Here is a 24,407-nt window from a genome sequence, read left to right as displayed (position 1 = left end):
GCGTAACCGCTGAGCGGAGGGGGCTCGCAGGACTGTGTGTTCCTACAACCGGCCCCGCACCGGCAGCCCGGTTGGCGGGCCGGGGTCGAGCGGGTCCCCGGACGGGCCGGGCGCGGGTGCGGCTATTCGTTGGTGTACTCCTCGACCACCGTCGCGCCGAGCTCCCGCACGATCAGGTCGTGACCGGAGAGGGCCGACTCGTTGAGGTCGGGATCGTCGTCCTCCGGGATGTCGTCCTCGAGGGCGACGGGCTCCGGGGCGGTCGGCCGCGACGGGGCGGCGGCTGCCGGAGCCGGGTTCCGGGAGTGGCCCGGTGGAGCGGGAGAAGCCGGCGCGTGATGGGCGGCACCGGCCGGGGCGGCCTGGGAGGCGCCGGACCCGGTGGGCGAAGGTGCGGCCTGGGCGGACGCGCCGCCGTGACCGGACGGGCTGCCGTAGCCGGGCACGCCACCGTGACCGGACGGGCCCGCCGGGCCGCCGCTCCCGCTGCCGTAGCCGCCCGGGGCGCCGCCGGGGCCGGAGGCGGCGGGGGCCCCGGAGAAGCCGGAACCGCCGGCGCCGCTGCCGGACGGGTCGACGATCGCGTCGATCTTCCAGTGCACGTTGAACTGCTCGACGAGCGCCTGCCGCAGGACGTCCTCGCTGCCGCTGCCGGCGAAGTTGTCGCGGGCGCCCGCATTGACGAAGCCGAGCTGGAGGGTGGTGCCGTCGAAGCCGACGACCTGGGCGTTCTGGCTGAGCAGAATCCAGGTGAAGCGGCGGCGGTTCTTGACGGCCTCCAGGATGTTCGGCCAGAGGGAACGGGGGTCGAGCCCGCCGACGGGGGGCGCGTAGGCGCCGGGCGCGGCGGCAGCGGCTTGGGACGCTGCGGGGGCGTTCTGTGTGCTCTGCGGGGACTGGGCGGCCGGGGCGGACACGGGCTGCGACGGGGCTGCGGGACGCGACGCGGGCCGGGCCCCACCGCCGGGCGGAGCGGCCGTGGGCCAGCCGCCGGGCCGCCGCCCACTGCCGGCGGGGGCGGCCGTGGGCCAGGCGCCGGGGGCGGAGGCGGGGGCGGGGGACGAGGTGGAGGCCGCGGGTGTCCCGGCCTGGGTGGGCGGGGAAGCGGGAGCCTGCGCCGTCACGGGAGCGGGGGCCGGGGCGGCGGGCGTGGCCGGTCCGGCGGGAGGCTGGGTGGGTACGCCGGTGCCGGCGGCGGGCTGAGCGGGCTGGGCGGGCGGCTGGCCGGGTACGCCGGTGCCGGCGGGCACCGTACCGGACCCGGCCGGGCTGGACGCCGTAGCGCCACCGGGGCCGTGGCCGGGGTGTCCGGGGCCGTCGGATGCCGGACCACTGGGCGCCGCGCCCCGGACCGCCGCGCGGGCGGCCGCCGGGCCGCCGCCCGCGGGGATGGCGGCGGCAGCCGCGCCGGGGCCCCCTTGGACGTCCGGGCGACCGGCGTGGGCGTCCGGCCCGGGTGCGTATCCCATGGACGGCAGGCCGGCGGGGGCCGCCGAGAAGTTCACGCCACGCTCGATGCGGTCGAGGCGGGCCATGACGGAACGCTCGTCGCCGTAGGCGGCGGGGAGGAGCACGCGCGCGCAGATGAGTTCGAGCTGGAGGCGGGGCGAATTGGCGCCGCGCATCTCGGTGAGGCCCTCGTTGACGAGGTCGGCGGCGCGGCTGAGCTCGGCGGCGCCGAAGACCCCGGCCTGGGCCTGCATCCGCTCGATGACGTCGGCCGGGGCGTCGATGAGTCCCTTCTCGGCGGCATCGGGCACGGCGGCGAGGATCACGAGGTCGCGCAGCCGCTCCAGCAGGTCGGCGACGAACCGGCGGGGGTCGTTGCCCCCCTCGATGACGCGGTCGACGACCTCGAAGGCGGCGGCACCGTCCCCGGTGGCGAAGGCCTCGACGACGGAGTCGAGGAGCGATCCGTCGGTGTACCCGAGGAGCGAGGTGGCCATGGCGTATGTCACACCGTCCGCCCCGGCGCCGGCGAGCAGCTGGTCCATGACGGACATGGAGTCACGCACGGATCCGGCACCGGCCCGCACGACGAGCGGCAGCACGCCCTCCTCGACGGGGATGTCCTCCTTGGCGCACACCTCGCCGAGGTAGTCGCGCAGCGTGCCCGGCGGCACCAGCCGGAACGGGTAGTGGTGGGTCCGCGACCGGATGGTCCCGATGACCTTCTCGGGCTCCGTGGTGGCGAAGATGAACTTGAGGTGCTCCGGCGGCTCCTCGACGACCTTCAGGAGCGCGTTGAAACCGGCCGACGTGACCATGTGGGCCTCGTCGATGATGTAGATCTTGTACCGGGACCGGGCGGGCCCGAAGAACGCCTTTTCGCGCAGGTCACGGGCGTCGTCCACACCACCGTGCGATGCGGCGTCGATCTCGATGACGTCGATGGAGCCGGGCCCGTTCCGGGCGAGGTCACGGCAGGACTCGCACTCGCCGCACGGGGTCGGCGTGGGGCCCTGCTCGCAGTTCAGGCACCGGGCGAGGATGCGGGCGCTGGTCGTCTTGCCGCAGCCGCGCGGACCGCTGAACAGGTACGCGTGATTGACCCGGTTGTTCCGCAGCGCCTGCTGCAACGGGTCGGTGACATGCTCCTGCCCGATGACCTCGGCGAACGACTCCGGGCGATAGCGGCGGTACAGCGCGAGAGACGACACGCCTACGAGGTTATAGGCGCCCACCGACAAACCGGGCCGCCCCAAGATCCACTCCCGGGCCATTCCCCGGGCCACTACCCGAGCCACTCCCGATCCGCACCCGGGAACGCGAACGCCCCCCACGCACCCGCCAGAGCCGACCTACCCTTGCTGCCTTCCGGCCCTGGGGGAGTTCAGTCAGATAGCGCCGCGTGAGGGGCTCCGCACAGGTTACCTGATCCGAGCCCCGAGGAACGAGTTCGCGAGCACTCCCCTCGGTCATGTAATGTTTCCGGCGGAGGATTCGCCTAGAGGCCTAGGGCGCACGCTTGGAAAGCGTGTTGGGGGCAACCCCTCACGAGTTCGAATCTCGTATCCTCCGCCAGTGCCTCACCGGGCACGATGTCGAAGGGCCCCACCGTTCGCGGTGGGGCCCTTCGACGTTGTCCGTCTCGGTTTCCGTCTCAGTTCGTCTTCGGCGGCTCCCAGAGAGCGTCGCCGACCTGCTGGGCGACTTTCCGCAGCAGCGTTCCAGCGACGTGCACGGCCTGAGCGGGCCGCCTCCCGCTCAGGCCGCATGTGCCCTCTGTGGCCCTTTCCGCTCACGTACCGGCGCAGGTCCACCTTCCTGCTCCGGTCCGCTCGCATGCCCGCACGCCAACTCCGCCGGCGAAGGAGTGTGCCGACACCAACCACAGCAACCCATACCCTCAGCACGGACTAGTACTTCAGATGTTAGCCCGCACTTCGTGTACGCCCAACTCGCCCGCGAGGGCTCGCAGGTCCTCGGAGGGCGGCCGGCTCATGGTCAGCAGGTCCGCCACGAGTTGCTTGACCATCGGCAGGGAGCGGACCATCTCGGATGACAGTGCCCGCGCCTTCACCAGCGCTGATACGGCGTCAGCAACCTGACGGCGTTGGGCGTAGGCCCTGGCCACGTCGATCTGGAACCGTGTCTGACGCTCCGAGGACAGCCCGGACGCGTCGACCGACTGGGCGGCCCGAAGGGCAACGCCGGCGTCTCCGAGGTCGACTGCGACAGCGACCTCGTGCAGGCCGACGTTGGTGGGCCCGAATTCGGTGTTGTAGTCATTGCGCCCGTCGCCGACCTGTGCGGCCATGGCGCGAGCGTCGCGGAGGTAGCCGTACGCCTCGTCCGCCAGGTTCAACCGGGCGGCGGCGACTGCCCGTTGCAAGGTCAGTGCACCACGCAGCGCCACGGCCTCAACCTGACCGGAGTCAGCCAGAGGCCGCAGTGCGTCAGCCGCACTGCCCGATGCCTGGGCCGCCTGCTCGAAGTGCCGCGCGCCGAGGAAGACGATCGAGAGCCGAAACTCACCGGCCGCCATGAGCAGCGGATCATTCGCCCGCTCCGCAGCGACAACGGCACGGTCCACGGCGATCCAGGCCGCCTCGGGCTCGCCCATGTTCGCGAGCGCGCCACTGCACGTGTGGTACATGACCGCCAGGAGCCGGAACAGCTCGGGTCGGTCCGCCTCGGGAACCGACCGGGTGGCCGACTCCAGCCGGGGAACGAGCCCTTCGAGCAGCTCGGCCAGGTCGGCGTAGTTGCCCTGGTGCGTCAGCGACCAGGCATGGTCGACCTCGGCGCGAAGCGCCGGCACATCAGGGGACGTGTCCTGCCGGCCGAGGGTGGCCTTGAGCGAGTGCGCGGAACTCAGCACGAGCCGCAGTCGGCTGGCCCCCGGAGACTCCCCTTCGGTCACCGACGCCACGATGGGGGCCTCGGCCGCCAGCTCGGCGATCGGCACTTCCAGCACCTCGGCGACCTTTTCCAGCACGGTCATCCGGTCGATGCGCCGCACGCCCCGCTCGACCTGGGACACCCACGCCTCGGAACGCTCCAGCAGGCCGGCGAACTCCTTCTGCGAGAGTCCGCGTCGCTTGCGATGGAAGGCGATCTTGCGGCCCAGTGCCTTCTGATACTCAGTGCTCAACGTCCACACCCTTGCCGGACATGAAGTCCAGACGGTCGACCTCTTTCGCCGCAAGGTACTGGTCCCGCTCGGAGAGGAAGGCGCACACGTAGTCCTTCGACTCGTGCTCCTCGAAGGCGTCCTTGTCCCGGTACAGCTCGTAGAAGATCCGCTCCAGCGGACGCCCGTCAACACGGTGGACCGTGTAGATCACCGTTCCGGGCTCGTTCGCCCGGATCAGCTCCCCGGTCCGCGCGACCAGGGCATCGAAGGCAGCCGCCGACGCCTCGTCCTTGCAGGTGAAACGCACCATCAGTCCGAACATGCGAGGTCCTCTCTCCATCGACATCCAGGCCAGCACCGGACCACCCGGCGAACGCTATGCGCCGACTGCCCGCACGAAAAGTACGATCCCGCACTCCCAGTACGCGCACATTCGGTACGGTGCTAGTACTAATTGTACGGCTCTGCATGGTCCGTGTCAGCCGGTCCGGCCGGTCGGCGCACAAGACAGCAGGTCACCGTCATGGAGGACGCCATGCCCACGCACCAACGCACCTTCCCGGGAGATCCCCGGGCCCTCCGCACCGCCCGCCACTGGATCCACACCACGCTGAACGGCCACCCCCACACCGACGACGCCGCACTGATCGTCACGGAACTCGGCACCAACGCCCTCACCCACACCGCCAGCGGCGACGGCACCGGCACCTTCCACGTCACGCTCACCGTCTCCGAACTGACCACCACCATCACGGTGACCGACGCCGGACACAGCAAGACCGCCCCCGAGATCCAGCACCTGTCCGTCAACGCCACCCACGGCCGCGGACTCGGCATGGTCGCCGCCCTCGCCGACAACATCACGGTCCAGGGCGACGACTCCGGCCGCACCATCACCGCGGAGCTCCACGCAGACGACTGCCCGGGAGGCCACCCGTGCCGATGACGGAGCCCCGACGCGGCTACTGGTGCGAGTGCTGGACAGAAGACCTCACCGAACAACGACGACCGGCACTGCTGGCATCCCTCGACGCCTACACGGCACCCCAGGCGGACCGCTGGGTCGCAGTCACCCTCCGCACGATCTCCCCGGCCCTCGACCCGGACGCGTCGGACGCGGCATGGGAGTGGCTCTACGACGGCCGCATCGAGACCAGACGAGCCCTCCTGCGCTCCGAGCCCTGCACGGTGTCAGTCACCCACGAGGACACCCGCATCACCTGGACGATCCGCCCCGTGATCTTCCTGCCGCTCACACACCGCCAGAGCGCTCAACTCCCCGCATGCGCATACGACTTCAAGCCCCAGGCGACCCAGGTATCCGTGTCTAGTCCCAGTTGATGGCTGACGTTCTGGTCTCAGGTGTCCGACTGAGTAACAACCTTCTTCACGGGTTCAAGCCCCGGCTGCGCTCCGCTCCGCCGGGCGCGCTTTCGGCTCCGCCCGCGCTGCGCCGACGCGCGCCCACAGATGGACAGGCCGGTGGCCATGAGTCGATCACCGCAGAGCGCGGCCCACGGTCAAGGCAATGCCTCCGGCGGGGGATCGGCCGGCACCGGGATGGAGGGGGCGCCGCTACCGACTGCGGGTCCGTAGGGGCGTGCGCGGGGAGCTCCCATCCCGTCCACCGCCGACCCAGGCAGAGTCGAGCAGACGCGGCCCAGGGCGTCCAGGTCGTTCGTACAGTGGCGCGCTCCACCTGGACGCCCTGGACCACGCCTGCTCCACGGAGTGTGGGTCGACGGCGGACGGGATGGGAGCTGGGGAGAGTGGTGGGCTGAGGAGAGATGATGCCGCCATGGCAGATGAGTCGAGGCGTTCCCTCAGCGAGCTTCGTCAGGGCGAGACCGTCCGAGCAACGATCACCAGTCACCAGCCGTGGGGCCTCATGGCGGAACTCAACGACTACGAACCCGTCGGTGCCTCACTGGACCTGATTCGCCGCAAGAGCGAACCTGGAGTGAAGCGACTCGCCCAGGAGCTGCCACCTGTGGGGATGACCATTGATCTCGTCATAAGCGAAGTGCGTACGTGGCACCGCAAGCCTTGGACATGGGTAGATCTCACAGCTCCTGGCCACAACGCAAGCTGACTTGAACCGACCTGTCAAAGGGTGCCCTGACGCCTGACACCAACACGCGCGAACAGCAGCGGTCGGGCCCGGCTCCAGACTGACGATCATTCGAGGGCGAAGGCGAGTTCATAGACGCCGTCAGCCACCGGTGATCGACCTGATGAAGATGAGGCCACACAGCAAAGCCGGCCTCTCCGCACGGCGCCGTCTTCCATCGAGGGACGGCGCCTCATCGGCTTGGCCCAGCCCGCGAATCCCCGTAACCATGCCGGCAGGCGAAACCGCCAGCGCCGCACTCCCGCTTCGCGCCAGAGCCTCTCCGTCCCACATCCGTGCCAGAACGAGCGGGGGCTCGCGGGGAACGGCGGACGCCAACGGGCCACGGGGCCCACGTCCGCTGGAGTGGTCCTTCCGCAGGTCAGCGGTCGAGTCGCCCAACCTCGCTCCCAAAGTGGTTGTCCACCTCTGTCACTGAGTCCATACTCGCTGGAACTCTTCGGCCGGGATGGCTTCCAGCGGGTCCTCCTCAGGGTCGAGCCCTTGGTCTGTCAGGAAGCCGTGCTCGTCCTCCAGGTGCTCCCAGCTGTACCGGTGTAGTCGGCCGGCCGGAGTCAGCTCGGCCTGCTTGATGGCGATCAACTCACCGCGGTCGGGTACGGCCTCGAAGTACCACAAGCCGCCGTCCTCGTCGGCATGGCGGAAGTGGCGCCGCAGGGCGGCCCCCTCGTCAAGAGATCGGAAGTACGCCACGCTCTCCGCTTTGATGCGCTCCAGGTCAACCACAGGAGCATCGTGCCAGCGAGCGCGTGCGGTTGCACCGTTCTGACATCCATAGGTGACATCAACAACCCGGACGCCGGCACTCCTGGGCGGTCCTGCACGGCTGGCGGAGTCAGGCGGCTCCCCGGCAGTGTCGAGGAGCGATCGAACTCCTAGAACGGTGCTCCAGGAGCGCCAACGCCTCCATCCGCTGCGGTCGCTACGCTCGGACTCGTGAGCGAATCCGCCCGACTCATCGCGAACCACCGAGCCCACGTTGTACCCGTTGTATTGGCGCTTGCCAATCCACCGTGGCAGCGGAACGTGTGGCTTGACCCGTCGGCGTTCGAAAACCTGGACCATGTCTTCCATACACTCTTCGACGACTTCTGCGACGCCGCCGAGCCAGAGCGATACCTCGGCGTCAGCCTTCGAACCGACGGAGAGGTCAGCCTGATGAGAGAGCTCGGTGTCGCACTCAACGCTGCGGCGGCCGAGGCACCCAACGACACCGACGCGGAGCATCTCCGGGCATCTGTCTGGCCAGAGGTCGTGGCCATCGCCGGCCGCCTCGCTCAAGTCATGGTCGCGAACGACCTCAGAGAGCTTGCCGTGCTGCTCGACGACGCGGCCGTGCCAGACCCGTGCCAGATCGTGTGGGGAACCACGGGGAACAGCGGGGAACAGGGCGGCGGAGATCCAAGCTCCGAGACGGCATCGCCACAGGTCAGGCCGGTAACCTCTCCTAAACGCCCCTAGCTTCCCAAGCTGAGGGCCTCCGTGGCCCGGGAGTCAGGGTCCCGTCGACCCTTTGGGACCTTTCCTTGCCTCGGGATCGACTACCTGGTCTTGAATTCGATCTTTCCGGTGCTCATGCGGAAGTTCCCGTTGGAGTACAGCGTGGGGCGGGCCTCGACGTGGTTGCCGCTGTACTTCTCCACGTGCCGGATCTGGGCACCGCCGGGAACTGTGAAGTCGATCAAGGCAATGGCGACCCAGTAGGACAGGTTTCGGTTGTTGAACAGCGGCACCGTCACCGTGGAGCCACGGCCGTCGGTGACGACTGCCCGAGCCCCATACGACTTGAACGAACCGGCGCCGTTCTCTACCGCGCTGTAGGCACACAAGAGGACGTAGCCCTGGAGGTCGGGACGCCGAATGGTGATGGTCTCGCGGCCGGGCACCCGGGAGTCACCGTCGAGGGCGATGTAGGGCGGGGCAAAGGGCGATCCGAGCTGTCGGTAGTAGACGACCTGATCCGATTTGTTCGGGCGCTTACCGTGTGGGGTAACGAGACTTCTGGGAACGTAAAGGGCGTACAGGTCGAGGTCAGCGCCAGCTCGTCGCCTGGCCGCGCTTCCCCCGTTCCACTCCAGTGTGGCCGTCACGACAAGGCTTGGGTCGTCCTTGCGCATGTCAATGGTCGCCTGGCCGGCCTTCGTGAGAGAAACTTTGCCCAGTGGGACGAGTGGGCGAGACGGCGTCATCTGGCGAACTGGTGCGGCCACTGCGGGAATGTGCGGCGCGTATGTGGGCGGCGGCGGTACAGCGGGCGCGCGCCGGGTCTGGGCAGCCCTCACCGCACGTGAGTCCTGAGCTGGGGACGGCCCTGGGTCATCCACGACGATGCCGAATTCCGAGGCCAGCCCTGCCAACCCTGTATCCCACCCCTGGCCAACTGCCCTGATCTTCCACCCGCCTGCACGTCTGTAGAGCTCAATCAGGATGACCACCGTCTCCCGATGCGTGAGCGGCGGCGGTGAGAAGGCGAACCGTGCGCTCCCGCAGTCGACAACCGCGTGCGGCGTGTTACTCGCATCGAAGTGAGTGACCCGCAGTTCGGGATCGATGCTGGCGACAACCGCAATGCGGTCGACCGTGGTAGGGACCGCGGCCAGGTCCGCGACGATCGTTTGCCCTTTCAGCCCGACCCCGTCCTGCGCCGGATGGTTGTAGAAGACGAGATCGTCATCGCCCCGGACCTTGCCGTCCTGCCCGAGCAGAACGGCAGAGACGTCGATGCCTGTAGTGGGCGAGGTGAGGGTGGCGTGGCAGACCGCTGCGGACAGAACTGCATTGCCGCCTTTGGCAAGAGCGTTAGTCATGGGTGGCCTCTCACGATGGTACGTACATCGTGATGTCTCAGACCGGGCCGTGTACGACAAACGCGGATGTCGAGCGGTTAAGGCGCGTGCGTCCAGGGCGATCACGTGAACCGCCCCGGCTCGGATGGAGACTCGATTTCATGGCACGACCCTCCCGTTACCCGCTTGAGCTGCGCCGCCGTGCGGTGCGCATGGTCGCCGAGGTCCGCGACGACTACCCGAACGAGACGGCCGCAAAAGGCTCACTACTGACCTTGAATGCGTGATGTCGTCACGGTGGTTTGCGCAGGCCGGTGCCAGCGAAACAGCCGTCGAGGACGTCGTGTCGGTACTGGAGTTGGCGGAGGCCGCGTCGGACGGCGGTGATCAGGTCATCGGGGCTGGCGAACGCCCGGTTGGCCGTGGTGGTTCGCCGCAGCACGGACCAGATGCCCTCGACCGGATTGAGGTCGGGTGAGTAGGGCGGCAGCTGGAAGACGGTGAGCCAGTCACGATCGGCGATGTAGCGGCGCATGCCGGCGGTGAGGTGGGTGTTGAGATTGTCCCAGACGAGCACGATCGGTCCGCCGAGCTGCTGGTGGGCGGTCTGGATGAGGTCGCGGTAGTCCTTCCAGGAGAAGCTTTTGCGTCCGTCGGGCCGGGCATCGGGACAGGGCCGGTAGATCAATCGGGAAGGTTCGCCGGCCTTGTAGCAGGCCAGGGCGGCGACCGATAAGCGGCGGCGAGAGCGGCCTCGGACGCGGATGACGGGGGTGTGACCGCGGCGGGACCAGGTGCGGGTGGTCGGCGGCGTCATCGAGAAGCCGGCTTCGTCCTCGAAGACGAGCCAGGCGTCGAGCGCCGCCACGGTCATTCCACCTGGGGCCAGGTCTCCTTCACCCAGCCGGCCACTACGGCCTCGTCCCGCTCGATCGCGCGGCGGGCGGGAACCTGGCAGCTCCAGCCGTGCCGCTTGAGCAGGGCGGCGACGCCTTGCACGGTGTAGCTCTTGTGGAACCGGCGCCCGATCAGCGTCTTGATCCGTGACAGGGTCCAGGTCTGGTCCGGCCAGCCGTGTGCCACCGGACCCTTGAGCAGCTCACGCTCCAGCACGGCGAACAGGTCGTCGCTCAGCAGCGGCAGCGACGCCGGCCCCTTCGAGGCCAAGGCCCTCGGCCCGCCCTGCGACCAGGCTTTACGCCAGCGCTGCACTGACCGGACACTGACACGCAGGTCGTGCGCGATGACCGTGTTCTCGTCGCCGTACCGGAACCGCTCGGCCGCCTCCAACCGCAACTGCTCACGGAAGACCCGGCGTTCGTCGGTCAGGCCACCACCCTGGGCATACCTCATCTACTCGGGATACCGCAGGGATCATGAGCCGTCAGCCCGCCGACACCACGCTTTGAAGGTCAGTAACTGAGATCTCTACCGAACCCGGGGTGCCTCTGTGTCTTGTCAAGCCTTTTGGATGAGAAGGGACTTGGCTCTGCGTTCGTCGGCGATCATGACGCGCCACACGTGGTCGGCCAGGCGCCCTACGGCACGCTACGAGCGGCCACCCCGACCGCGTCCCGCTACAGCCATACAAGTCGGCGGTTCACTCATACGGCGCCCGCGTATGTCGGAGATCCGCCATCCTTGGACCCGGTGCCGGGCTCCGGCCCTGCGACGTTCCCTAGCCTGACGAGGTGCGCCCATGAGGTCCCGATCAACGCTGGCGACGTGGCTGGGCAGCCTCGACAGCTCTGGTCTGGCACGCGTGCGAGCCGCGCTCGGTGGGCGAACTGGCCGACCGTCTCCAGCGCCCCGGATCGGTGGCACTCGCCCTGCCGCGGCTCGCGCTGCCGCATCTCCAGGTGGCCGAGGCGCTGGCGGCGCTGGGGGCGCCCGCTTCGCGCGGAGCCCTGGCGAAGCTGCTGGGCGTGGTGGACGACGAAACCACCCGCGAACTGGACGGCGTGCTGGAAGTGCTGGCCGAGCACGCTCTGGTCTGGCCGGACGGCGCGGGGAAGCTCCGCATGGCCCGACCGCTGCGGCAGGCGTGGGACGCGCCCTTGGGACTGGACGCTCCGCTGGAGCAGCTGCGGACCCGGTCGACGGTCAGGACGGTGCCGTGCAGTGGGCGGTGCCGTGGGCAGTACGGTGGCGTCCCACTGCACGGCAACGGAAACGGGGCGGGTCATGGGTGCCAGCGGGTGGGACTACGTCACTCCCTACAGAGGAAGCGTCGAGGCGACGCTCAAGGCCCTGCACGACGAGGTCTTCCAGGAGTTGTTCGGCGACGACGAGGAGTACGGAAGCCTCGACGAGCTCTACGCCGACGAGGAGTTCATGGGCGAGGAGGGCACGCATTCCATCCTGGACGTGCGTCGCATAGTCGGGACGGCCGAGCCGCCGCAGCAGCGGGAGGCGGACTACTTCACGCTCCGCCCGCTCCCCACCGCCCGGCTCGTACACCATTTCGGCACGGAACGGCCGACCGTGCGGCAGTACGAGGAGGCGATGACCCGGGCGTACGAGGCCCTGGGTACGGGGCTTCCGGGGGCCGAGGACATGAGTCTGCTCGGTGAGGACCGGATGCGCTGGTCCGGCGTCTACGTGCTGCTCTACACGGACGACCTGCCCACCCATGTCGGGTTCTTCGGTTCCTCGGGGGACTGAAGGCGGGGAGCCCGGCCGTCCGTGTTCCCCTGTCCACGGCGCTCGTGAGCCGCGGGGACGCGCCTGCGGATCGGTCGGCTGGACCGCGGTGGCGAGCGGGCGGTGAGCAGGCCGTGAGCAGGTCAGCACGTGGCGTCGGCGGGGCGGGGCGGTGGGGCGGAAGTCGGGGTGCTCGTGCAACCACAGTCCCGCTCCGTGTGTCTGTTCGAGCGGTGCGCACCGCGTGGGTGCGTGCTGCTCGGTTCATCAGGAGGGGACTTTCTTGGCTTCCGTATGTACAGCCCGGCGTCGTCGGCTGGGCGCTTCCGTCGCCGTCGTGCTGGCCGTGACGGTCGGTGCCGGCGTCGTGGTCGCGCCGGGGGCCGCGGCCGCTCCGGCATCCGTGGCCGCGGCCACCGCGACCACCGCCGACGTGCCGCGCGTCGCCCTCGACACGGAGATCGTCAGCACCGGTGACAGCGGGTACCTCACGTCGCGGAAGGACGACTCCGGTGCCCCCGTACTGGAGTGGCACCGGTACGCCGACGGCACGGTGGTTCCGGTCGGCTCCGGCACGATGGGCTACGACAGCAATTCCGACATCGCCGTGACCGGCGACGGCGGCGGCAAGGTCTTCCTGAAGGACATGCGGGAGGGCGCCACGTGGTCCGCGTCCTACGACCTCGCGTCCGAGTTCGGGGCCGGCGCCGAAGTCGTCGGCGTGGTCGGTGACAACCTCTTCGTGAAGACTCCGACCGGCACCGCCGACTACCACCAGCTGTGGCAGCTCTCCCACGTCGACGGGGTGCCGAAGAAGACGAACCGCTCCGCCAGCGTCTACAGCATCGACTTCAAGGTCATCGCGTCCACCAGCGCCACCCTGCTCCTCCTGGAGAGCAACCGGGTCTTCCCGAACTCGTGGTCCCACTACACCCAGTTCTGGCGGACGCGGACGACCGTCGATCCCGCGTCGTCCTTGCCGGACAGCAGGCGGTCCATCGCCCCGTGGACCCAGGCGTCGACGGGCGCCTACAGCGCCGACTACGAGGCGCACGTCGAGTACCGGGGCGGGGTCACCGAGCTCGCCGTGGACGGGACGTACGTCCACCCGGACTTCGCCATGGACAGTTCCATGAGCGGTGCCGTCATCGTCGGCATCGTCCGGGACACGCTGCTCTACGGCGTGCCGGGCACGGCGGGCGACGACGGGCTGAGCCCGCTGTACGCCCGGAGCATCACCCACCCCGACACCGCGCCCTTCAAGCTTCTGGAGGACTTCTCCAGCGTGGCCCACGCCCCGGACGGCGGACTGATCGTGCGCGGTGCGACGGCCGAGGCCGACGGGCTGTTCCGGATCTGGGAGGAGATCGGCGGGCTCCCCGGCGCCACGCTCATGGCCGACACCGGCCGGGTCCTGGCCGTCCGGGTGGCCGAGTCGAACGTCCCGACCGCGGTGGACCTGGAGAAGCCGGGCACCACGGTTCCGATGGAGTGGGTCCTCAACCGCGCGAACGCCACCGTGGACCTCACGCTCACCCACGCGGCCACCGGCAAGGAGATCACCCGGCGCCTGGCCCCTTCGGCGTCCGGCTCCGCGTCGGGCAGCCGCTTCGCGTTCACCTGGGACGGCGTCCTGGACGGCGTCAGCGCTCCCAACGGGGCGTACACCTGGCGGATCACCGCCACCCCGACCGACGGCATCGGCGGCCCCGCGACCGCCTCCGGGGACTTCCGGGTCTCACGCCGGGCGGACCCGCACGACTTCAACGACAACGGCTCCCCGGACATCCTCGCCCGGGACGCCTCGGGCGTGCTGTGGCGGGACGACCTGTTCGACTGGCCGTCGAACGGCCAGGTCACCCCGGCCGAACGGACGAGGATCGGTGGCGGCTGGCAGATCTACGACAGGATCGAGGCCACGGGCGACATCGGCGGCGCCACGACCGGCGATCTCGTGGCGCGTGACCGGGACGGCGTGCTCTGGGAGTACCTGGGCAAGGGCGACGGCACCTTCGCGAGCCGTGTGCGCATCGGTGCCGGCTGGGGTGTCTACGACAAGATCACCGCGGGCAGCGACTTCACCGGCGACGGCAGGGCCGACCTGCTCGCCACCGACACCCGCGGCGATCTCTACCTCTACAAGGGCACCGGCAGCTGGCGTGCCCCCTACGAGCCCCGGGTGAAGATCGGCTGGGGCTGGGGCATCTACAACGAGCTCACCGCGACCGGCGACATCGCGGGAGCCCCGGCGGGCGATCTCGTGGCCCGCGACCGGGACGGCGTCCTGTGGCTGTACCTCGGCAAGGGCGACGGCTCCTACGCCTCGCGGGTGAGGATCGGCGCGGGCTGGAACATGTACTCCCACCTCGTCGGAGCCGGTGACGTCACCGCCGACGGCCGCCCCGACCTCATCGGGTACGGCCCGAACGGCACGTACGTCTACCGCTCGACCGGCTCCTGGTCGGTCCCGTTCACCCGGCAGACGACCACGCTGTACGAGGGCGAGGGCACCCGGTTCGACGACGTCTCCTGACCCGGTCGCCCGCCGGACCGGGGCGCCGAACGGCATCCCGGTCCGGCGGGTCCGGCGGGTCCGGCGGGTCCGGCGGGTCCGGCGGGTCCGGCGAGTCCGGCGAGTCCGGCGAGTCCGGCGAGTCCGGCGAGTCCGGCGAGTCCGGCGAGTCCGGCGAGTCCAGTGAGCCCAGTGAGCCCAGTGAGCCCGGCGGATCCGCAGACCCGGCGGGTCCAGCAGGTCCGGTGAGCCCGGCGGAGCGGCCGATCCGGCGAGTCCGCCGGACGGGTCCGCGGGGGCCCCACCGGACCGGCACGGCGGCAGGCCCGTGAGTTGCACCGGCGGGCGGCCCGGTGGCGGCCCCGCGGGCGGGCGGGAACGCCGGTGGGGTCACCAGGCGGGCCGTGCCGTCGCGCCGCCGTCCACCACCAGGTCATGGCCCGTGATCCAGGAGGCGAGCGGCGAGGCGAGGAAGACGCAGGCGTCGCCGATGTCCTCCGGCCGGCCGAGACGGCCGAGCGCGGTGGCCGCCCGCCAGCGCCGTGCGCCCTCCGGCCAGGCCCGCTCCAGCCCGTCGCGCTCGACGAGTCCCGGCGAGACCGTGTTGACGCGGACACCGTGCCGCCCGTACTCCTGCGCGGCGGCGCGCGCGTGGCTCACGACGGCGGCCTTGGAGGCGGCGTAGTGGGCGTGGTCCGGGGCGGGCAGGCGGGCCTCGACCGAGGCGATGTGGGTGACGCTGCCGCCCTCGCCTCCCTGGCGCATGAGGTCCACGGCGGCCTGGGTGCAGGCGAAGACGCCGGTCAGGTTGGCGTCCATCACCGACCGCCAGTGCTCCGCCGTCATCTGCGGCAGCGGCTGGAGCGGCTGCGCGCCCGCGTTGTTGACCAGGGCGGTCAGGGTGCCGCGCCACTCGGCGGCCTCCCGGACGAGACGACGGCAGGCTTCCTCGTCGGTGAGGTCGGCGCGCAGTACCAGGGCCGGTCCGGGCAGTTCGGCGGCCAGTTCCCGGGCCGGCGCGACGCTCGTACGGCAGTGCAGCACCACCGCGGCGCCCTCCTGTGCGAACCGCCGCGCGATGCCCCGGCCGAGGCCGCCGCCCGCGCCGGTGATCAGGGCGACCTGGCCCTCCAGCAGCGTCATGCCCGGAAGAGTTCCGTGATCAGGGCCGCCCGGTCCGGGTGGCGCGCCGTGAGGGCGGCCGGGTCGCCGTGCTCGTAGTCCGCGTAGGTGAAGCCGGGAGCCATGGTGCAGCCGAAGAGGGTCCACGCGCCGGTGGTCCGCCCACCCATCCAGGTGCCGGCCGGGACGGTGAACTGGACATGTTGTCCGTGCAGGACGTCCGGGCCGAGGACGACCGTGCGGGAGGTGCCGTCCGCAGCGAGCAGGAGCAGTTCCAGTGGGTCGCCGAGGTAGTGGTGCCAGGTCTCGTCGGCGGGCAGGCGGTGCGGGGCGGACGCGGTGCCGTCGGTGAGCAGCGCGACGATCGCGGAGCCCGCCGGACGGCCGTCCGGCCCCGCGGGCCCCGCCCACGTACGACGGAACAGACCGCCCTCGCGGGGGATGGGTTCCAGGCCGTAGTGCGCGACGAGCTCTTCCGGAGCCGGCCTCGGGACCGACGCGGAGGCCGGGCCGGGTGCCGGGTCCGGCCTCTGGGCCGACGCCGGGGCCGAGTCGGGCGACGGGTCGGGGGTCGAGTCGGGTGTCGAGTCGGGCGAGGGGCCGGGGGCCGGGTCGGGCGAGGGGCCGGGGGCCGGGTCGGGCGACGGGTCGGGTGGCGGTTGCGGTTTCCGGGGCGCTTCCGGGGTCACCCCGGGAAGGCTACCTCCCGGCGGAAGAAGGCGAGTTGGGCGCGCTTCTCCGGCAGGTACACCTCCGGGAGGTCCACCTCGGGGAGGGTGACGACCGGGCCGGTGTCGAAGCCCATCCGCCGGAAGCGGGCCACGGCCTTGCCGTTGCGCACGTCAGGGTCGACGACGATGCGCCGCCGGTCCATGCCCACCAGGACGTACCGCGCGAGGACGCCGAGCAGCGCCGTCGACCAGCCGGGCCGGGCGCCGCCCCCGTCGGCCGGGGCCAGCAACACGTGGGCGCCGATGTCGCCGGGGGCGACGTCGTAGCACTCGCCGACCCGGTCCGCGGACGGTTCGTACGTCTGGAAGAGCGCGACCGGGCCGCCGTCCAGCTCGGCGAGGAAGGCGTGGTGGGTGTCGAGGGTCGCCATGTGGGCGTAGGTCTGGGCGACCTGATCCCTGGTCATCCCGGTCATGCCCCAGAACGCGGCGCGCTCCTCGCTCACCCAGGCGTGCACCGTCGCGGCGTCGCCCTCGGCGTCGAGGGGGCGCAACCGGAACGTGCCGAATCCGGCGACCGCCTGCTCATGGACGTACATCGCTCTCCTTCTGCAGTAGTGCCCAGTCCGTGACGATCGGGGCGAGTTCACCGCGCAGCCACAGCGGCAGCTGGTCGCGGTGGTGGGGGTGGCCGGGGGTGCCGTGGGCGCCGAGCGGGACCACCCAGCGGCTGTCCTCGCGGCGGGCCAGGTCCCAGACGTAGCGGGCGGCCGGGCCGCGCGCGGCGAGGTCGGTCAGGCCGGGCACGGCCGAGGTGCACAGCACGCAGTCGTGGTCGCCGGAGAGCGCGGGCGCCTCGTACGACGGGTCCGGCAGGGCCCGCCACGGGGCCAGCCGGTGGGTGTCGCCCCAGCGGGCAGAGGATCGCAGGGCGGCTTCCTCGACGGCCTCGCGGACCGCGAGGTCCCGGTCGACGCCGTACAACTCCTCGGCGCCCAGGAGGTGTTCGAGCGCGAAGCCGATACGGGGGAGCAGCGCCAGCCAGGGCAGGAGGACCTCGGGGCAGGCGGGCGGGTCGGTGAGCGCGCCGAACGCCGGGTGGGCGGCGAGGCGCCGGACGACCGCGCCGCGCACGGCGGCGAACGCGGCGGCGTCCTCGCTGTCGGCGTCCATCCGGCGGTCCCAGCGCAGCAGGCGGTCGCGCAGGGCCGTCGCGGCGGGGCTCAGGCCGGTCAGGCCGGCGATCCTGTCCAGCAGGGGCGCCGCGGAGGCGAGGTGGGTGTCGGTATGGAGGGCGGGCATGTCCGCTGCGGACCACCGGCGGCGCTCGTCGAGCAGCGCGCGGATCCGGTCGGCGCGGTGCGGCGGGGCGAACTCCACGCCGAGCGGGGCCGCCGGGCCGCGCTGGTTGGCCATCACCGCGATGCCGTCGGTCAGTCCGGCGCGCGGCATCTCGTGCCAGCCCGTCCACTCGTGCCCGGGCCGCCAGGCGGGGACCGGGCGGACCCGGTTCCGCCCGGCGCGCACCGGCACCCGGCCGGCGACCCGGTGCAGCAGACCGCCCTCCGTGTCCGCCGCCTGGACGACGTTCACCGGCTCGACCCAGGCGTCCAGGGCCCGGTCCACGTCCGCGACCCGGCGGGCCCGCAGCAGCGGCAGGAGCGCGCCGAAGCCGAGGTCGCCGGTGACGCGGGGCGGGTACCGCAGGCTGAGGGCACAGCCGTCGTCGTCCTCGGGGGGTCCCTCCGGGCCGCCGGCGATGACCGGGCCGCGTTCGGTCTCGACCAGCTCGATCTCGACGGGGGCCTCGCCGGCCACGTGGACCAGCTCGGTGGTCCGGGTGGCTCGGCGCCACACGCCGTCGGGGCCGAGGGCCTCGACGCCGGCGCCGGTGCGGCGCAGGCGTTCGCGGTAGAGGTCCTGGTAGTCGGCCATGGCGTTGGTGATGGCCCAGGCGACGCCTCCGGTGTGGCCGAAGTGGGCGATGCCGGGGACGCCCGGTACGGCGAGACCGACGACGTCGAACCGGTCGTCGGGGTCGTCGCAGGCCAGGCGGATCTGCTGGTAGACGCCGGGGTCCTCGATGAAGCGGTGCGGGTCGCCGGCGATGACGGCGTGCCCGGTGACCGTGCGTTCCCCGCTCACCAGCCAGCCGTTGCTGCCGGCCGTGCCGGGCCCGTCGGTGGCGAACAGCCCGACCGCCTCGGGCCCCAGGTGCCGCACGGCCTGCTCCCGCCAGAGCTTGGCGGGAAAGCCGGCGAAGAGGATGTGGGCCGACAGCCACACCGCGAGCGGCGTCCAGGGCTCCCAGCTGCCGGGGGTGAGCCCGGTCCGGGCGAACTCGGGGGGCGGAGCGACGGACGGCTCGGTGGAGGCGATGGGGGGCCTGAACCTCGTGGGCTCCCGCGACGCGGGCACGGCGGACACCGCGGGATCGTCGGAATCCGCGGGCCCCCCGGCGGCCATGGCCGCCAAGCCGGCGTTGACGCCGTCGACGTACGAGCGCAGCCAGTCGGCGGTCTCGGGGTCGTCACGGCGCAGGGTGTCGAAGCAGGTGCGGGCCGTGTCGGCGAGGCGGGCCCGGCGGGCTAGGACGTCCCAGGAGACGGCTTCGGCGCCGAGGAAGGAGGCGGAGGTGCCCTGGGCCCGGTGGCGTTCGACCTCCAGCTGCCAGGCGCGGTCGCGTGCGGTGACAAGGCCCTGGGCGTAGGCGAGGGTCAGGGCGTCGGCGGCGCGCAGATGCGGGATGCCCCACGTGTCGCGGTAGATCCCGAAGGTCACCTGCGGCCCCTCTGTCTCCACCGTTTCCATTGCCTCCACCGTTTCCATTGCCTCCACCACCTCCACCACCTCGACGAAATGTTTTAGGTTAGCCTCACCTAAGTATTTGGCGGAATCGTACGCGAGGGATGGAGCACACATGGCGCAGGGGCGGGGCTGGGAGGGCACGGTCCTCAGACTGATGCGGGGCAAGGACTTCACCCTCACCGTCACCGGGGCGGAGGACGTCACCCCCGAGTACCGCAGGCTGCACGTCACCGACGGCGGGCTCCTCTCGGCGACCGGCGTCCACCCGACCATGTGGGTGCGGCTGTGGTTCCCCGACGCCGGCAAGCCGCACCAGCGGGCGTACACCCTCGTAGACCCCGACCCGGCGCGCTCCACGTTCGCGCTGGAGTTCGCCCTGCACGACGGTGCCGCCAGCGACTGGGCGCGGACCGCCGGGCCCGGCGACACCATCGAGGCGACCGTCCAGGGCACCGGCTTCACGGCCCCCGACCCGGCGCCGACACACGTCTTCGCCATCGGCGACCCCGCGTCCCTCCCCGCCGTCAACTCCCTGCTCGGCGCGCTGGGATCCGTCCCGGCGACGGTGTGGTTCGAGGGCGGCGACGACGGCCTGCCCCTCCCCACCGACCGGGCGGACCTGCGCCGCGCCGAGCCCGGCGCACTGGTCGACCGGGTACGGGCCGAGCTGCCCGCCCTGCTGACGGCCACCGCGCACCCGTACGTGTGGATCGCCTGCGAGACCCGGCCGACCCGCGCCCTCGCCGCGTACGTCCGCAAGGAGCTGGGGCTGGCCAAGGACCGCCTGCACGCGATGGGCTACTGGCGCGCGGGCTGAGCCCGTACCGGCGATCATCGGTGCATGGACGTCACCCTGCACCTCGCCCAGGACCCCGAGGCCGACGCGCTCCTCGGACGTTCACCGCTCGCCGCGCTGATCGGGATGCTGCTCGACCAGCAGGTTCCGATGGAGTGGGCGTTCAAGGGGCCCCGCACCATCGCCGACCGGCTCGGCGCCGACGACCTCGACGCGCACGAGATCAGCGCGCTGGACCCGGAGTCGTTCGCCGCCCTGCTCTCGGAGAAGCCGGCCGTGCACCGCTACCCCGGGTCCATGGCCGGGCGCATCCAGCAGCTGTGCCAGTACCTCGTCGAGCACTACGACGGCAACGCCGAGCTGGTCTGGAAGGGTGTCGGCGACGGCCGGGAACTGCTGCGCCGCCTGGAGGAGCTGCCCGGCTTCGGCAAGCAGAAGGCCCAGATCTTCCTCGCCCTGCTCGGCAAGCAGCTCGGGGTCACGCCGACGGGCTGGCGGGAGGCGGCCGGCGCGTACGGGGAGCGGCAGTCCTTCCGCTCCGTCGCCGACATCACCGGTCCGGAGTCCCTGGTCAAGGTGCGGGCGCACAAGCAGGAGATGAAGGCGGCGGCCAAGGCGGCGAAGGCTGCCAAGGCGGCGAAGTCACCGAAGAGCGGGTGAGCGGCGACCGGGCGGTGTCATCCGGGCGGCCCTCCCCGGTGGCGGGCGGCGCCGCCGCGTTCGAAGCATGGGGTCATGACCGAGGCACCGACCGGCTCCCCCTGGGGCCCGGACCGTGACGACCGCCGGGTCCACGCCGGCCACCCACCGCCGTCCGGGCCGCCCCGCGAACCCGAACCGCCGTTCGAGGGGCCGTTGCACGCCCTGTCCCGCGCCGCCTGGCAGGTCATCCTGCTCGCCGGGGTCTCCTCGCTGGTCCTGGGCGTGCTCGTACTGGTCTGGCCGGGCGCCTCGCTCCTCGCCGCCGGCGTCCTCTTCGGGCTCTACCTGCTGATCAGCGGCGTCTTCCAGCTGATCACGGCCTTCGGCACCCACCGCGCGACCTCGCTGCGGGTGCTCGCCTTCGTCAGCGGTTCGCTGTCGATCCTGCTCGGCCTGTTCTGCTTCCGCGGGCCCATGCGGTCGGTGCTGCTGCTCGCCCTCTGGATCGGCATCGGCTGGATCGTCCGCGGCATCACCCAGACCCTGGCCGCCCTCTCCGACCGCGGCATGCCCGCCCGAGGCTGGCAGATCCTCCTCGGTGTCCTCGCCTTCGCCGCCGGCGTCGTCCTCATCGACTCCCCCGTCGAGTCGGTCACCGTCCTCACGGTGCTCGGCGGTGTCTGGCTCCTCGTGGTGGGCGTGGTGGAGATCGCCACCGCGATCCGCGTCCGGGCGGGGGCCAGGAGGGTGCCGAGGGCGGTCTGAGCGGCGACCGCCCCGGCGCGGGACGGAGCGCCGCTCACCCGGTCCGGTCCGCCCGCGTGGAGGAACGTCCCCGGCCTCGACACCCGGCGGTACGGCGGCCCGGCGGTACGGCGGCCCGACGGCCCGACGGCACGGCGCCCCGACATCGGCAGTCCGGCAGGGCGGCAGTCCGGCAGTCCGGCAGTCCGGCGCGAGCCGAGCGGTGGTCGCGGGGTTGGGCCAGGTGGGTGGGATGTTCGGGCCGGGGGGTGGCGGCCGGGCGTGGCGTGGGAGACGAGGAGCGTGAGCACCGTACGACGTCGTCCGCGCAGCCGGTCCTGGCTGCGGGTGCTCGTCCTGCTGCTCGCACTGCTCGTGCCCGGCGGGCAGCCGTACGCGCCGCCGGTCGCGGAGGGCGCCGTCGAGGTGGTCGAGTACGAGGCCCTCGGTGTTCCGGCGCCGCGACCCGCCGCCCACCGTGCCGCCGCGCCCCTGCGCCCCGCGCCCGACCCCGCCCCGGCCCCCGGTGGGACCGGGTTCCCCGCCGCCGCGGGGCCGGGGCCGACGCCGCGCACCCCGCGTCTCCTGCGCACGGTCGTCCTGCGCTGCTGACGGAGCCTGCCCATCGCTTCCGGCAAGGCACGTCACCGGTACAGGAGGTACCCGACCATGCCCATCGACCCGTACGCCGTTCTCCGCGCCCTGCTGCGCGCCGAGGCCGCCCGCAGTACCCCGAAGCGGGAGGTGAAGCGGTCCGAGCCCGAGCGGCCCGGGCCGCGTACGGCAGGGGAACGCTGATCCACCGGCGGAGGCGGCCGGCGCCCGTACCGAGTCCCGCACCGGTCCCCGTGCCGAGTCCGTGCGGCGCCCGCCTCCGCCGGGCCGTGCCGTGCCGTGCCCGTGCCGCAGAGCTGCCGGCGTGGACGACCGTCCACAGCCTGTGCACAACGCCGGTGAGCAGCGCGCTGCCGCCGCGTCCCGGGCCCCTTCGCCAGGGGACGCCGGACGGGACGGCGCAAGGGGACGGCACAGGAGGACCGGGCAGGGCGACCGGGCAGGGCGACCGGGCAGGGCGACCGGGGAGGGAAACCGGGGAGGGAAACCGCACAGGAGGACCGGGCACCGCCCCCGGACCTCGGTGACGAAGAACACGCCGCCCCCTTTCGGGCGAATCAGCCAAGCCGGCGGCGCACGAGCACCCCGGGACGCCCAGGGACGCCCCGGGACGACCGAGGAGCGGCTCGGTCAGGGTGGTGCAGTTGGTGCCGGTGGCGCTCGCGACGAGGCGGCGCGGCGGTCCGGCCGGTGATCCCGCCTCCGCTCACCGGCCGGCTCCATCGTCCCGTTCCGGTCCGGGACCCGTCCGGCCTCCGTCCCGCTTCATCCCCGTTCACGCCGGTATTTCCAGCGCCGCACTCCGCCGCCATGGCTGCGCCCGGAACGTCTGGACCGGTAGGCTTTCCGTGTGATCTTCAAGCGCATCGGAAACGGCCGGCCGTACCCCGACCACGGCCGGGAAAGCACCCGGCAGTGGGCGGACGTCGCGCCGCGCCCGGTCCGCCTCGATCAGCTGGTGACCACCAAGCAGCAGCTCGACCTGGAGACCCTGCTCGCCGAGGACTCCACGTTCTACGGCGACCTCTTCGCGCACGTCGTGAAGTGGCAGGGCGACCTCTACCTGGAGGACGGGCTGCACCGCGCCGTCCGAGCGGCCCTCCAGCAACGCCAGGTCCTGCACGCCCGCGTGCTCGAACTGGACTGACCCGGTCGGCACCGGACTGATCCCGGTCCGCGACGGCACCGCCCAGGTCGGCACCCGCCCTCTCCCGGCGCCCCGCTGACCACCCCACCCGGCCGAGGGAACCGACACCCCGCCGGGTCACACGCATGCGCGCACCACCGGGCCGCGCCGCATCGCGCCCCCCACCACACGACTCCTTCCCCGACCGGGTCAAGCGCCTGCCGACGGCCCGGCAGGTGCCCGCGAACGGCCCGCCGGGCGGCCCTGCGCGCGGCCTGGCCGGCGGCCGGCCGGTTGGCCCGTTCGGGTCGGATGTGCGGGTCGAATGATCATCTAGTAGGCATGGCCGCTCAGGCGCACTACGCTGCGCCCATGAGCATGCTGACTCCTCCCGGCATGGGCGGCCAGTACCGGATCACGGGGGACAAGTACCCACGGATGCGTCGACCCCGGCGGCGCGGCCGGATGGTGGCGCTCGCCCTCGCCTCAGGCGCCGTCCTGGGGGTGGCCGGCTGGGGCACTCTGCAGCTCATCGACGTCTTCACCGGCGGCGGGGGAACGGCCTCGGCGGCCGGCTCCGCGACGGACTGCGCGAGCGAGGGCACCACCAAGAAGGCGGCCACCGGCACCGGCGCCACGGCCGCCGCGACCCCGGCCGTGCTGCCCAGGCCGGGCCAGATCACCGTCAACGTCCTGAACGCCACCACCCGCGCGGGCCTCGCCAAGTCCACCGCCGACGAGCTGAAGAAGCGGGGCTTCCGCATCGGCACGGTCGGCAACGCGACCAAGGAGTACGACAAGAAGGTCACCGGCCCGGGCGTACTGCTCGGCCCGGCCTCGGCGCTGAACAGCTCGCTGCAGGTCCTCGCCACCCAGCTCCCCGGCGCGGAACGCCGTACCGACGCCGCCCGCAAGGACGCCACCGTCGACCTGATCATCGGCAACGGCTACAAGGCGCTGGCCACCCCGGCGGACGCGGCCAGGTCACTGACCGCGCTCACCGCCCCGAAGCCGAGCCCGTCGACGAAGAAGGGCTGCTGAGACTCCCAACCGGAGCCCGAGGCCCTGAGCACCCGAGCACCCGAGCACCCGAGCACCCGAGCACCCGAGCACCCGAGCAAGGGAACTCCGGAGCCTCGGAGCACCGGAGCACCGGAGCACCGGAAAATTCAGCGCCCGAGCACGTCGTGGGCGGGCGCAGGCCGGGCGCGAACCGGCCGGCGTGCCCGGGG

At 71.9% G+C, this 24,407-nt stretch carries 24 protein-coding genes, 1 tRNA gene and 1 other RNA gene; 15 read left to right on the top strand and 11 right to left on the bottom strand.

The window, feature by feature from the left end; translation table 11 throughout:
* Positions 1 to 122: 122 nt before the first annotated feature.
* Together ACSLTV_RS01715 and ffs are read right to left on the bottom strand one after the other, a co-directional pair.
* On the bottom strand, positions 123 to 2,660 hold the full coding sequence (locus ACSLTV_RS01715; RefSeq protein ID WP_435611494.1) for a DNA polymerase III subunit gamma and tau: 2,538 nt from the start codon (positions 2,658 to 2,660) through the stop codon (positions 123 to 125).
* A 108-nt stretch (positions 2,661 to 2,768) separates the two neighbouring features.
* An RNA gene (gene ffs, locus ACSLTV_RS01710) (signal recognition particle sRNA small type) lies at positions 2,769 to 2,863 on the bottom strand.
* 73 nt (positions 2,864 to 2,936) lie between these two features.
* On the opposite strand from ffs, the gene ACSLTV_RS01705 reads away from it, so the two are divergent.
* Positions 2,937 to 3,024 (top strand) — tRNA-Ser (locus ACSLTV_RS01705).
* 343 nt (positions 3,025 to 3,367) lie between these two features.
* Here ACSLTV_RS01705 and ACSLTV_RS01700 read toward each other — a convergent pair.
* Together ACSLTV_RS01700 and ACSLTV_RS01695 are read right to left on the bottom strand one after the other, a co-directional pair.
* On the bottom strand, positions 3,368 to 4,606 hold the full coding sequence (locus ACSLTV_RS01700; protein ID WP_432158376.1) for a helix-turn-helix domain-containing protein: 1,239 nt from the start codon (positions 4,604 to 4,606) through the stop codon (positions 3,368 to 3,370).
* Positions 4,587 to 4,901 carry a putative quinol monooxygenase gene (locus tag ACSLTV_RS01695; protein ID WP_432158375.1) on the bottom strand — a complete coding sequence of 105 codons (315 nt, stop codon included), beginning with the start codon at positions 4,899 to 4,901 and terminating at the stop codon, positions 4,587 to 4,589. Before ACSLTV_RS01695 ends, ACSLTV_RS01700 begins: the two co-directional genes overlap by 20 nt.
* A gap of 213 nt (positions 4,902 to 5,114) precedes the next feature.
* Here ACSLTV_RS01695 and ACSLTV_RS01690 point away from each other — a divergent pair, with 213 nt between their 5' ends.
* The 3 genes from ACSLTV_RS01690 (at position 5,115) to ACSLTV_RS01680 (ending at position 6,671) form a co-directional block, all read left to right on the top strand.
* A complete protein-coding gene (locus ACSLTV_RS01690) occupies positions 5,115 to 5,525 on the top strand; it encodes an ATP-binding protein (protein ID WP_432158374.1) in 411 nt (136 codons plus the stop codon).
* Complete coding sequence (locus ACSLTV_RS01685) at positions 5,522 to 5,920, top strand: hypothetical protein (protein WP_432158373.1); 399 nt, start codon at positions 5,522 to 5,524, stop codon at positions 5,918 to 5,920. The genes ACSLTV_RS01690 and ACSLTV_RS01685 overlap by 4 nt, the downstream gene beginning before the upstream one ends.
* 457 nt (positions 5,921 to 6,377) lie before the next feature.
* Entirely contained in the window at positions 6,378 to 6,671 is a 294-nt protein-coding gene (locus ACSLTV_RS01680) for a hypothetical protein (protein ID WP_432139031.1), read from the top strand.
* A gap of 450 nt (positions 6,672 to 7,121) precedes the next feature.
* Here ACSLTV_RS01680 and ACSLTV_RS01675 read toward each other — a convergent pair whose 3' ends face one another.
* Entirely contained in the window at positions 7,122 to 7,436 is a 315-nt protein-coding gene (locus ACSLTV_RS01675) for a hypothetical protein (RefSeq protein WP_432139030.1), read from the bottom strand.
* Positions 7,437 to 7,646: 210 nt separating this feature from the next.
* Between ACSLTV_RS01675 and ACSLTV_RS01670 the strand changes: the two genes are divergently transcribed.
* A complete protein-coding gene (locus ACSLTV_RS01670; protein ID WP_432158372.1) occupies positions 7,647 to 8,171 on the top strand; it encodes an SCO4402 family protein in 525 nt (174 codons plus the stop codon).
* An 80-nt stretch (positions 8,172 to 8,251) separates the two neighbouring features.
* Here the strand turns inward: ACSLTV_RS01670 and ACSLTV_RS01665 are convergent, their stop codons facing one another.
* A complete protein-coding gene (locus tag ACSLTV_RS01665) occupies positions 8,252 to 9,517 on the bottom strand; it encodes a TerD family protein (protein WP_432158371.1) in 1,266 nt (421 codons plus the stop codon).
* A 140-nt stretch (positions 9,518 to 9,657) separates the two neighbouring features.
* Here ACSLTV_RS01665 and ACSLTV_RS01660 point away from each other — a divergent pair, with 140 nt between their 5' ends.
* A complete protein-coding gene (locus tag ACSLTV_RS01660) occupies positions 9,658 to 9,783 on the top strand; it encodes a hypothetical protein (RefSeq protein WP_435611493.1) in 126 nt (41 codons plus the stop codon).
* Between the two features lie 5 nt (positions 9,784 to 9,788).
* Here the strand turns inward: ACSLTV_RS01660 and ACSLTV_RS01655 are convergent.
* Positions 9,789 to 10,849, bottom strand: a protein-coding gene (locus ACSLTV_RS01655) for an IS630 family transposase (protein ID WP_435611492.1) whose coding sequence is annotated in 2 segments (ribosomal slippage) — positions 9,789 to 10,403 and positions 10,406 to 10,849 — 1,059 coding nt in all. Because the reading frame shifts where the segments join, the coding sequence is not laid out codon by codon here.
* Positions 10,850 to 11,680: 831 nt separating this feature from the next.
* Here ACSLTV_RS01655 and ACSLTV_RS01650 point away from each other — a divergent pair.
* Positions 11,681 to 12,160: a hypothetical protein gene (locus ACSLTV_RS01650; protein ID WP_432156477.1), complete on the top strand. Its 480-nt coding sequence runs from the start codon at positions 11,681 to 11,683 to the stop codon at positions 12,158 to 12,160.
* 262 nt (positions 12,161 to 12,422) lie between these two features.
* Positions 12,423 to 14,672, top strand: a complete 2,250-nt coding sequence (locus ACSLTV_RS01645) for an FG-GAP repeat domain-containing protein (protein WP_435611491.1) — start codon at positions 12,423 to 12,425, stop codon at positions 14,670 to 14,672.
* 369 nt (positions 14,673 to 15,041) lie between these two features.
* Here the strand turns inward: ACSLTV_RS01645 and ACSLTV_RS01640 are convergent, their stop codons facing one another.
* The 4 genes from ACSLTV_RS01640 to ACSLTV_RS01625 all read right to left on the bottom strand — a co-directional run bounded on the left by ACSLTV_RS01640 (position 15,042) and on the right by ACSLTV_RS01625 (position 19,225).
* On the bottom strand, positions 15,042 to 15,794 hold the full coding sequence (locus ACSLTV_RS01640; RefSeq protein ID WP_435611490.1) for an SDR family NAD(P)-dependent oxidoreductase: 753 nt from the start codon (positions 15,792 to 15,794) through the stop codon (positions 15,042 to 15,044).
* A complete protein-coding gene (locus ACSLTV_RS01635) occupies positions 15,791 to 16,225 on the bottom strand; it encodes a cupin domain-containing protein (protein WP_435611505.1) in 435 nt (144 codons plus the stop codon). The genes ACSLTV_RS01640 and ACSLTV_RS01635 overlap by 4 nt, the downstream gene beginning before the upstream one ends.
* Positions 16,226 to 16,458: 233 nt before the next feature.
* Positions 16,459 to 17,043 (bottom strand): GNAT family N-acetyltransferase, encoded by a 585-nt coding sequence (locus ACSLTV_RS01630; protein ID WP_432156480.1) that lies wholly within the window; start codon positions 17,041 to 17,043, stop codon positions 16,459 to 16,461.
* Positions 17,030 to 19,225, bottom strand: coding sequence for a penicillin acylase family protein (locus ACSLTV_RS01625; RefSeq protein ID WP_435611504.1), 2,196 nt, complete (start codon positions 19,223 to 19,225; stop codon positions 17,030 to 17,032). Before ACSLTV_RS01625 ends, ACSLTV_RS01630 begins: the two co-directional genes overlap by 14 nt.
* Before the next feature lie 139 nt (positions 19,226 to 19,364).
* Here ACSLTV_RS01625 and ACSLTV_RS01620 point away from each other — a divergent pair, with 139 nt between their 5' ends.
* The 7 genes from ACSLTV_RS01620 to ACSLTV_RS01590 all read left to right on the top strand — a co-directional run bounded on the left by ACSLTV_RS01620 (position 19,365) and on the right by ACSLTV_RS01590 (position 24,216).
* Positions 19,365 to 20,069: a siderophore-interacting protein gene (locus ACSLTV_RS01620; RefSeq protein ID WP_432156481.1), complete on the top strand. Its 705-nt coding sequence runs from the start codon at positions 19,365 to 19,367 to the stop codon at positions 20,067 to 20,069.
* 24 nt (positions 20,070 to 20,093) lie between these two features.
* Positions 20,094 to 20,708 carry an HhH-GPD-type base excision DNA repair protein gene (locus tag ACSLTV_RS01615; protein ID WP_432156482.1) on the top strand — a complete coding sequence of 205 codons (615 nt, stop codon included), beginning with the start codon at positions 20,094 to 20,096 and terminating at the stop codon, positions 20,706 to 20,708.
* 75 nt (positions 20,709 to 20,783) lie between these two features.
* Positions 20,784 to 21,455, top strand: coding sequence for an HdeD family acid-resistance protein (locus ACSLTV_RS01610; protein WP_432156483.1), 672 nt, complete (start codon positions 20,784 to 20,786; stop codon positions 21,453 to 21,455).
* A gap of 282 nt (positions 21,456 to 21,737) precedes the next feature.
* Positions 21,738 to 22,046, top strand: coding sequence for a hypothetical protein (locus ACSLTV_RS01605; RefSeq protein ID WP_435611489.1), 309 nt, complete (start codon positions 21,738 to 21,740; stop codon positions 22,044 to 22,046).
* Positions 22,047 to 22,103: 57 nt separating this feature from the next.
* The gene (locus ACSLTV_RS01600) at positions 22,104 to 22,232 is read left to right on the top strand and encodes a hypothetical protein (protein WP_432156485.1); all 129 of its coding nucleotides are present in this window, start codon (positions 22,104 to 22,106) and stop codon (positions 22,230 to 22,232) included.
* Between the two features lie 667 nt (positions 22,233 to 22,899).
* The gene (locus ACSLTV_RS01595; RefSeq protein WP_004943146.1) at positions 22,900 to 23,196 is read left to right on the top strand and encodes a type II toxin-antitoxin system VapB family antitoxin; all 297 of its coding nucleotides are present in this window, start codon (positions 22,900 to 22,902) and stop codon (positions 23,194 to 23,196) included.
* Between the two features lie 375 nt (positions 23,197 to 23,571).
* The gene (locus ACSLTV_RS01590; RefSeq protein WP_432156567.1) at positions 23,572 to 24,216 is read left to right on the top strand and encodes a LytR C-terminal domain-containing protein; all 645 of its coding nucleotides are present in this window, start codon (positions 23,572 to 23,574) and stop codon (positions 24,214 to 24,216) included.
* The last annotated feature ends 191 nt before the right edge of the window (positions 24,217 to 24,407 follow it).

The sequence above is a fragment of the Streptomyces sp. bgisy159 genome, from assembly GCF_965341775.1.
Lineage (GTDB): Bacteria > Actinomycetota > Actinomycetes > Streptomycetales > Streptomycetaceae > Streptomyces.
The sequence above is the reverse complement of the archived record's forward strand: the minus strand, read 5'-3'. Positions and strand labels throughout refer to the sequence as shown.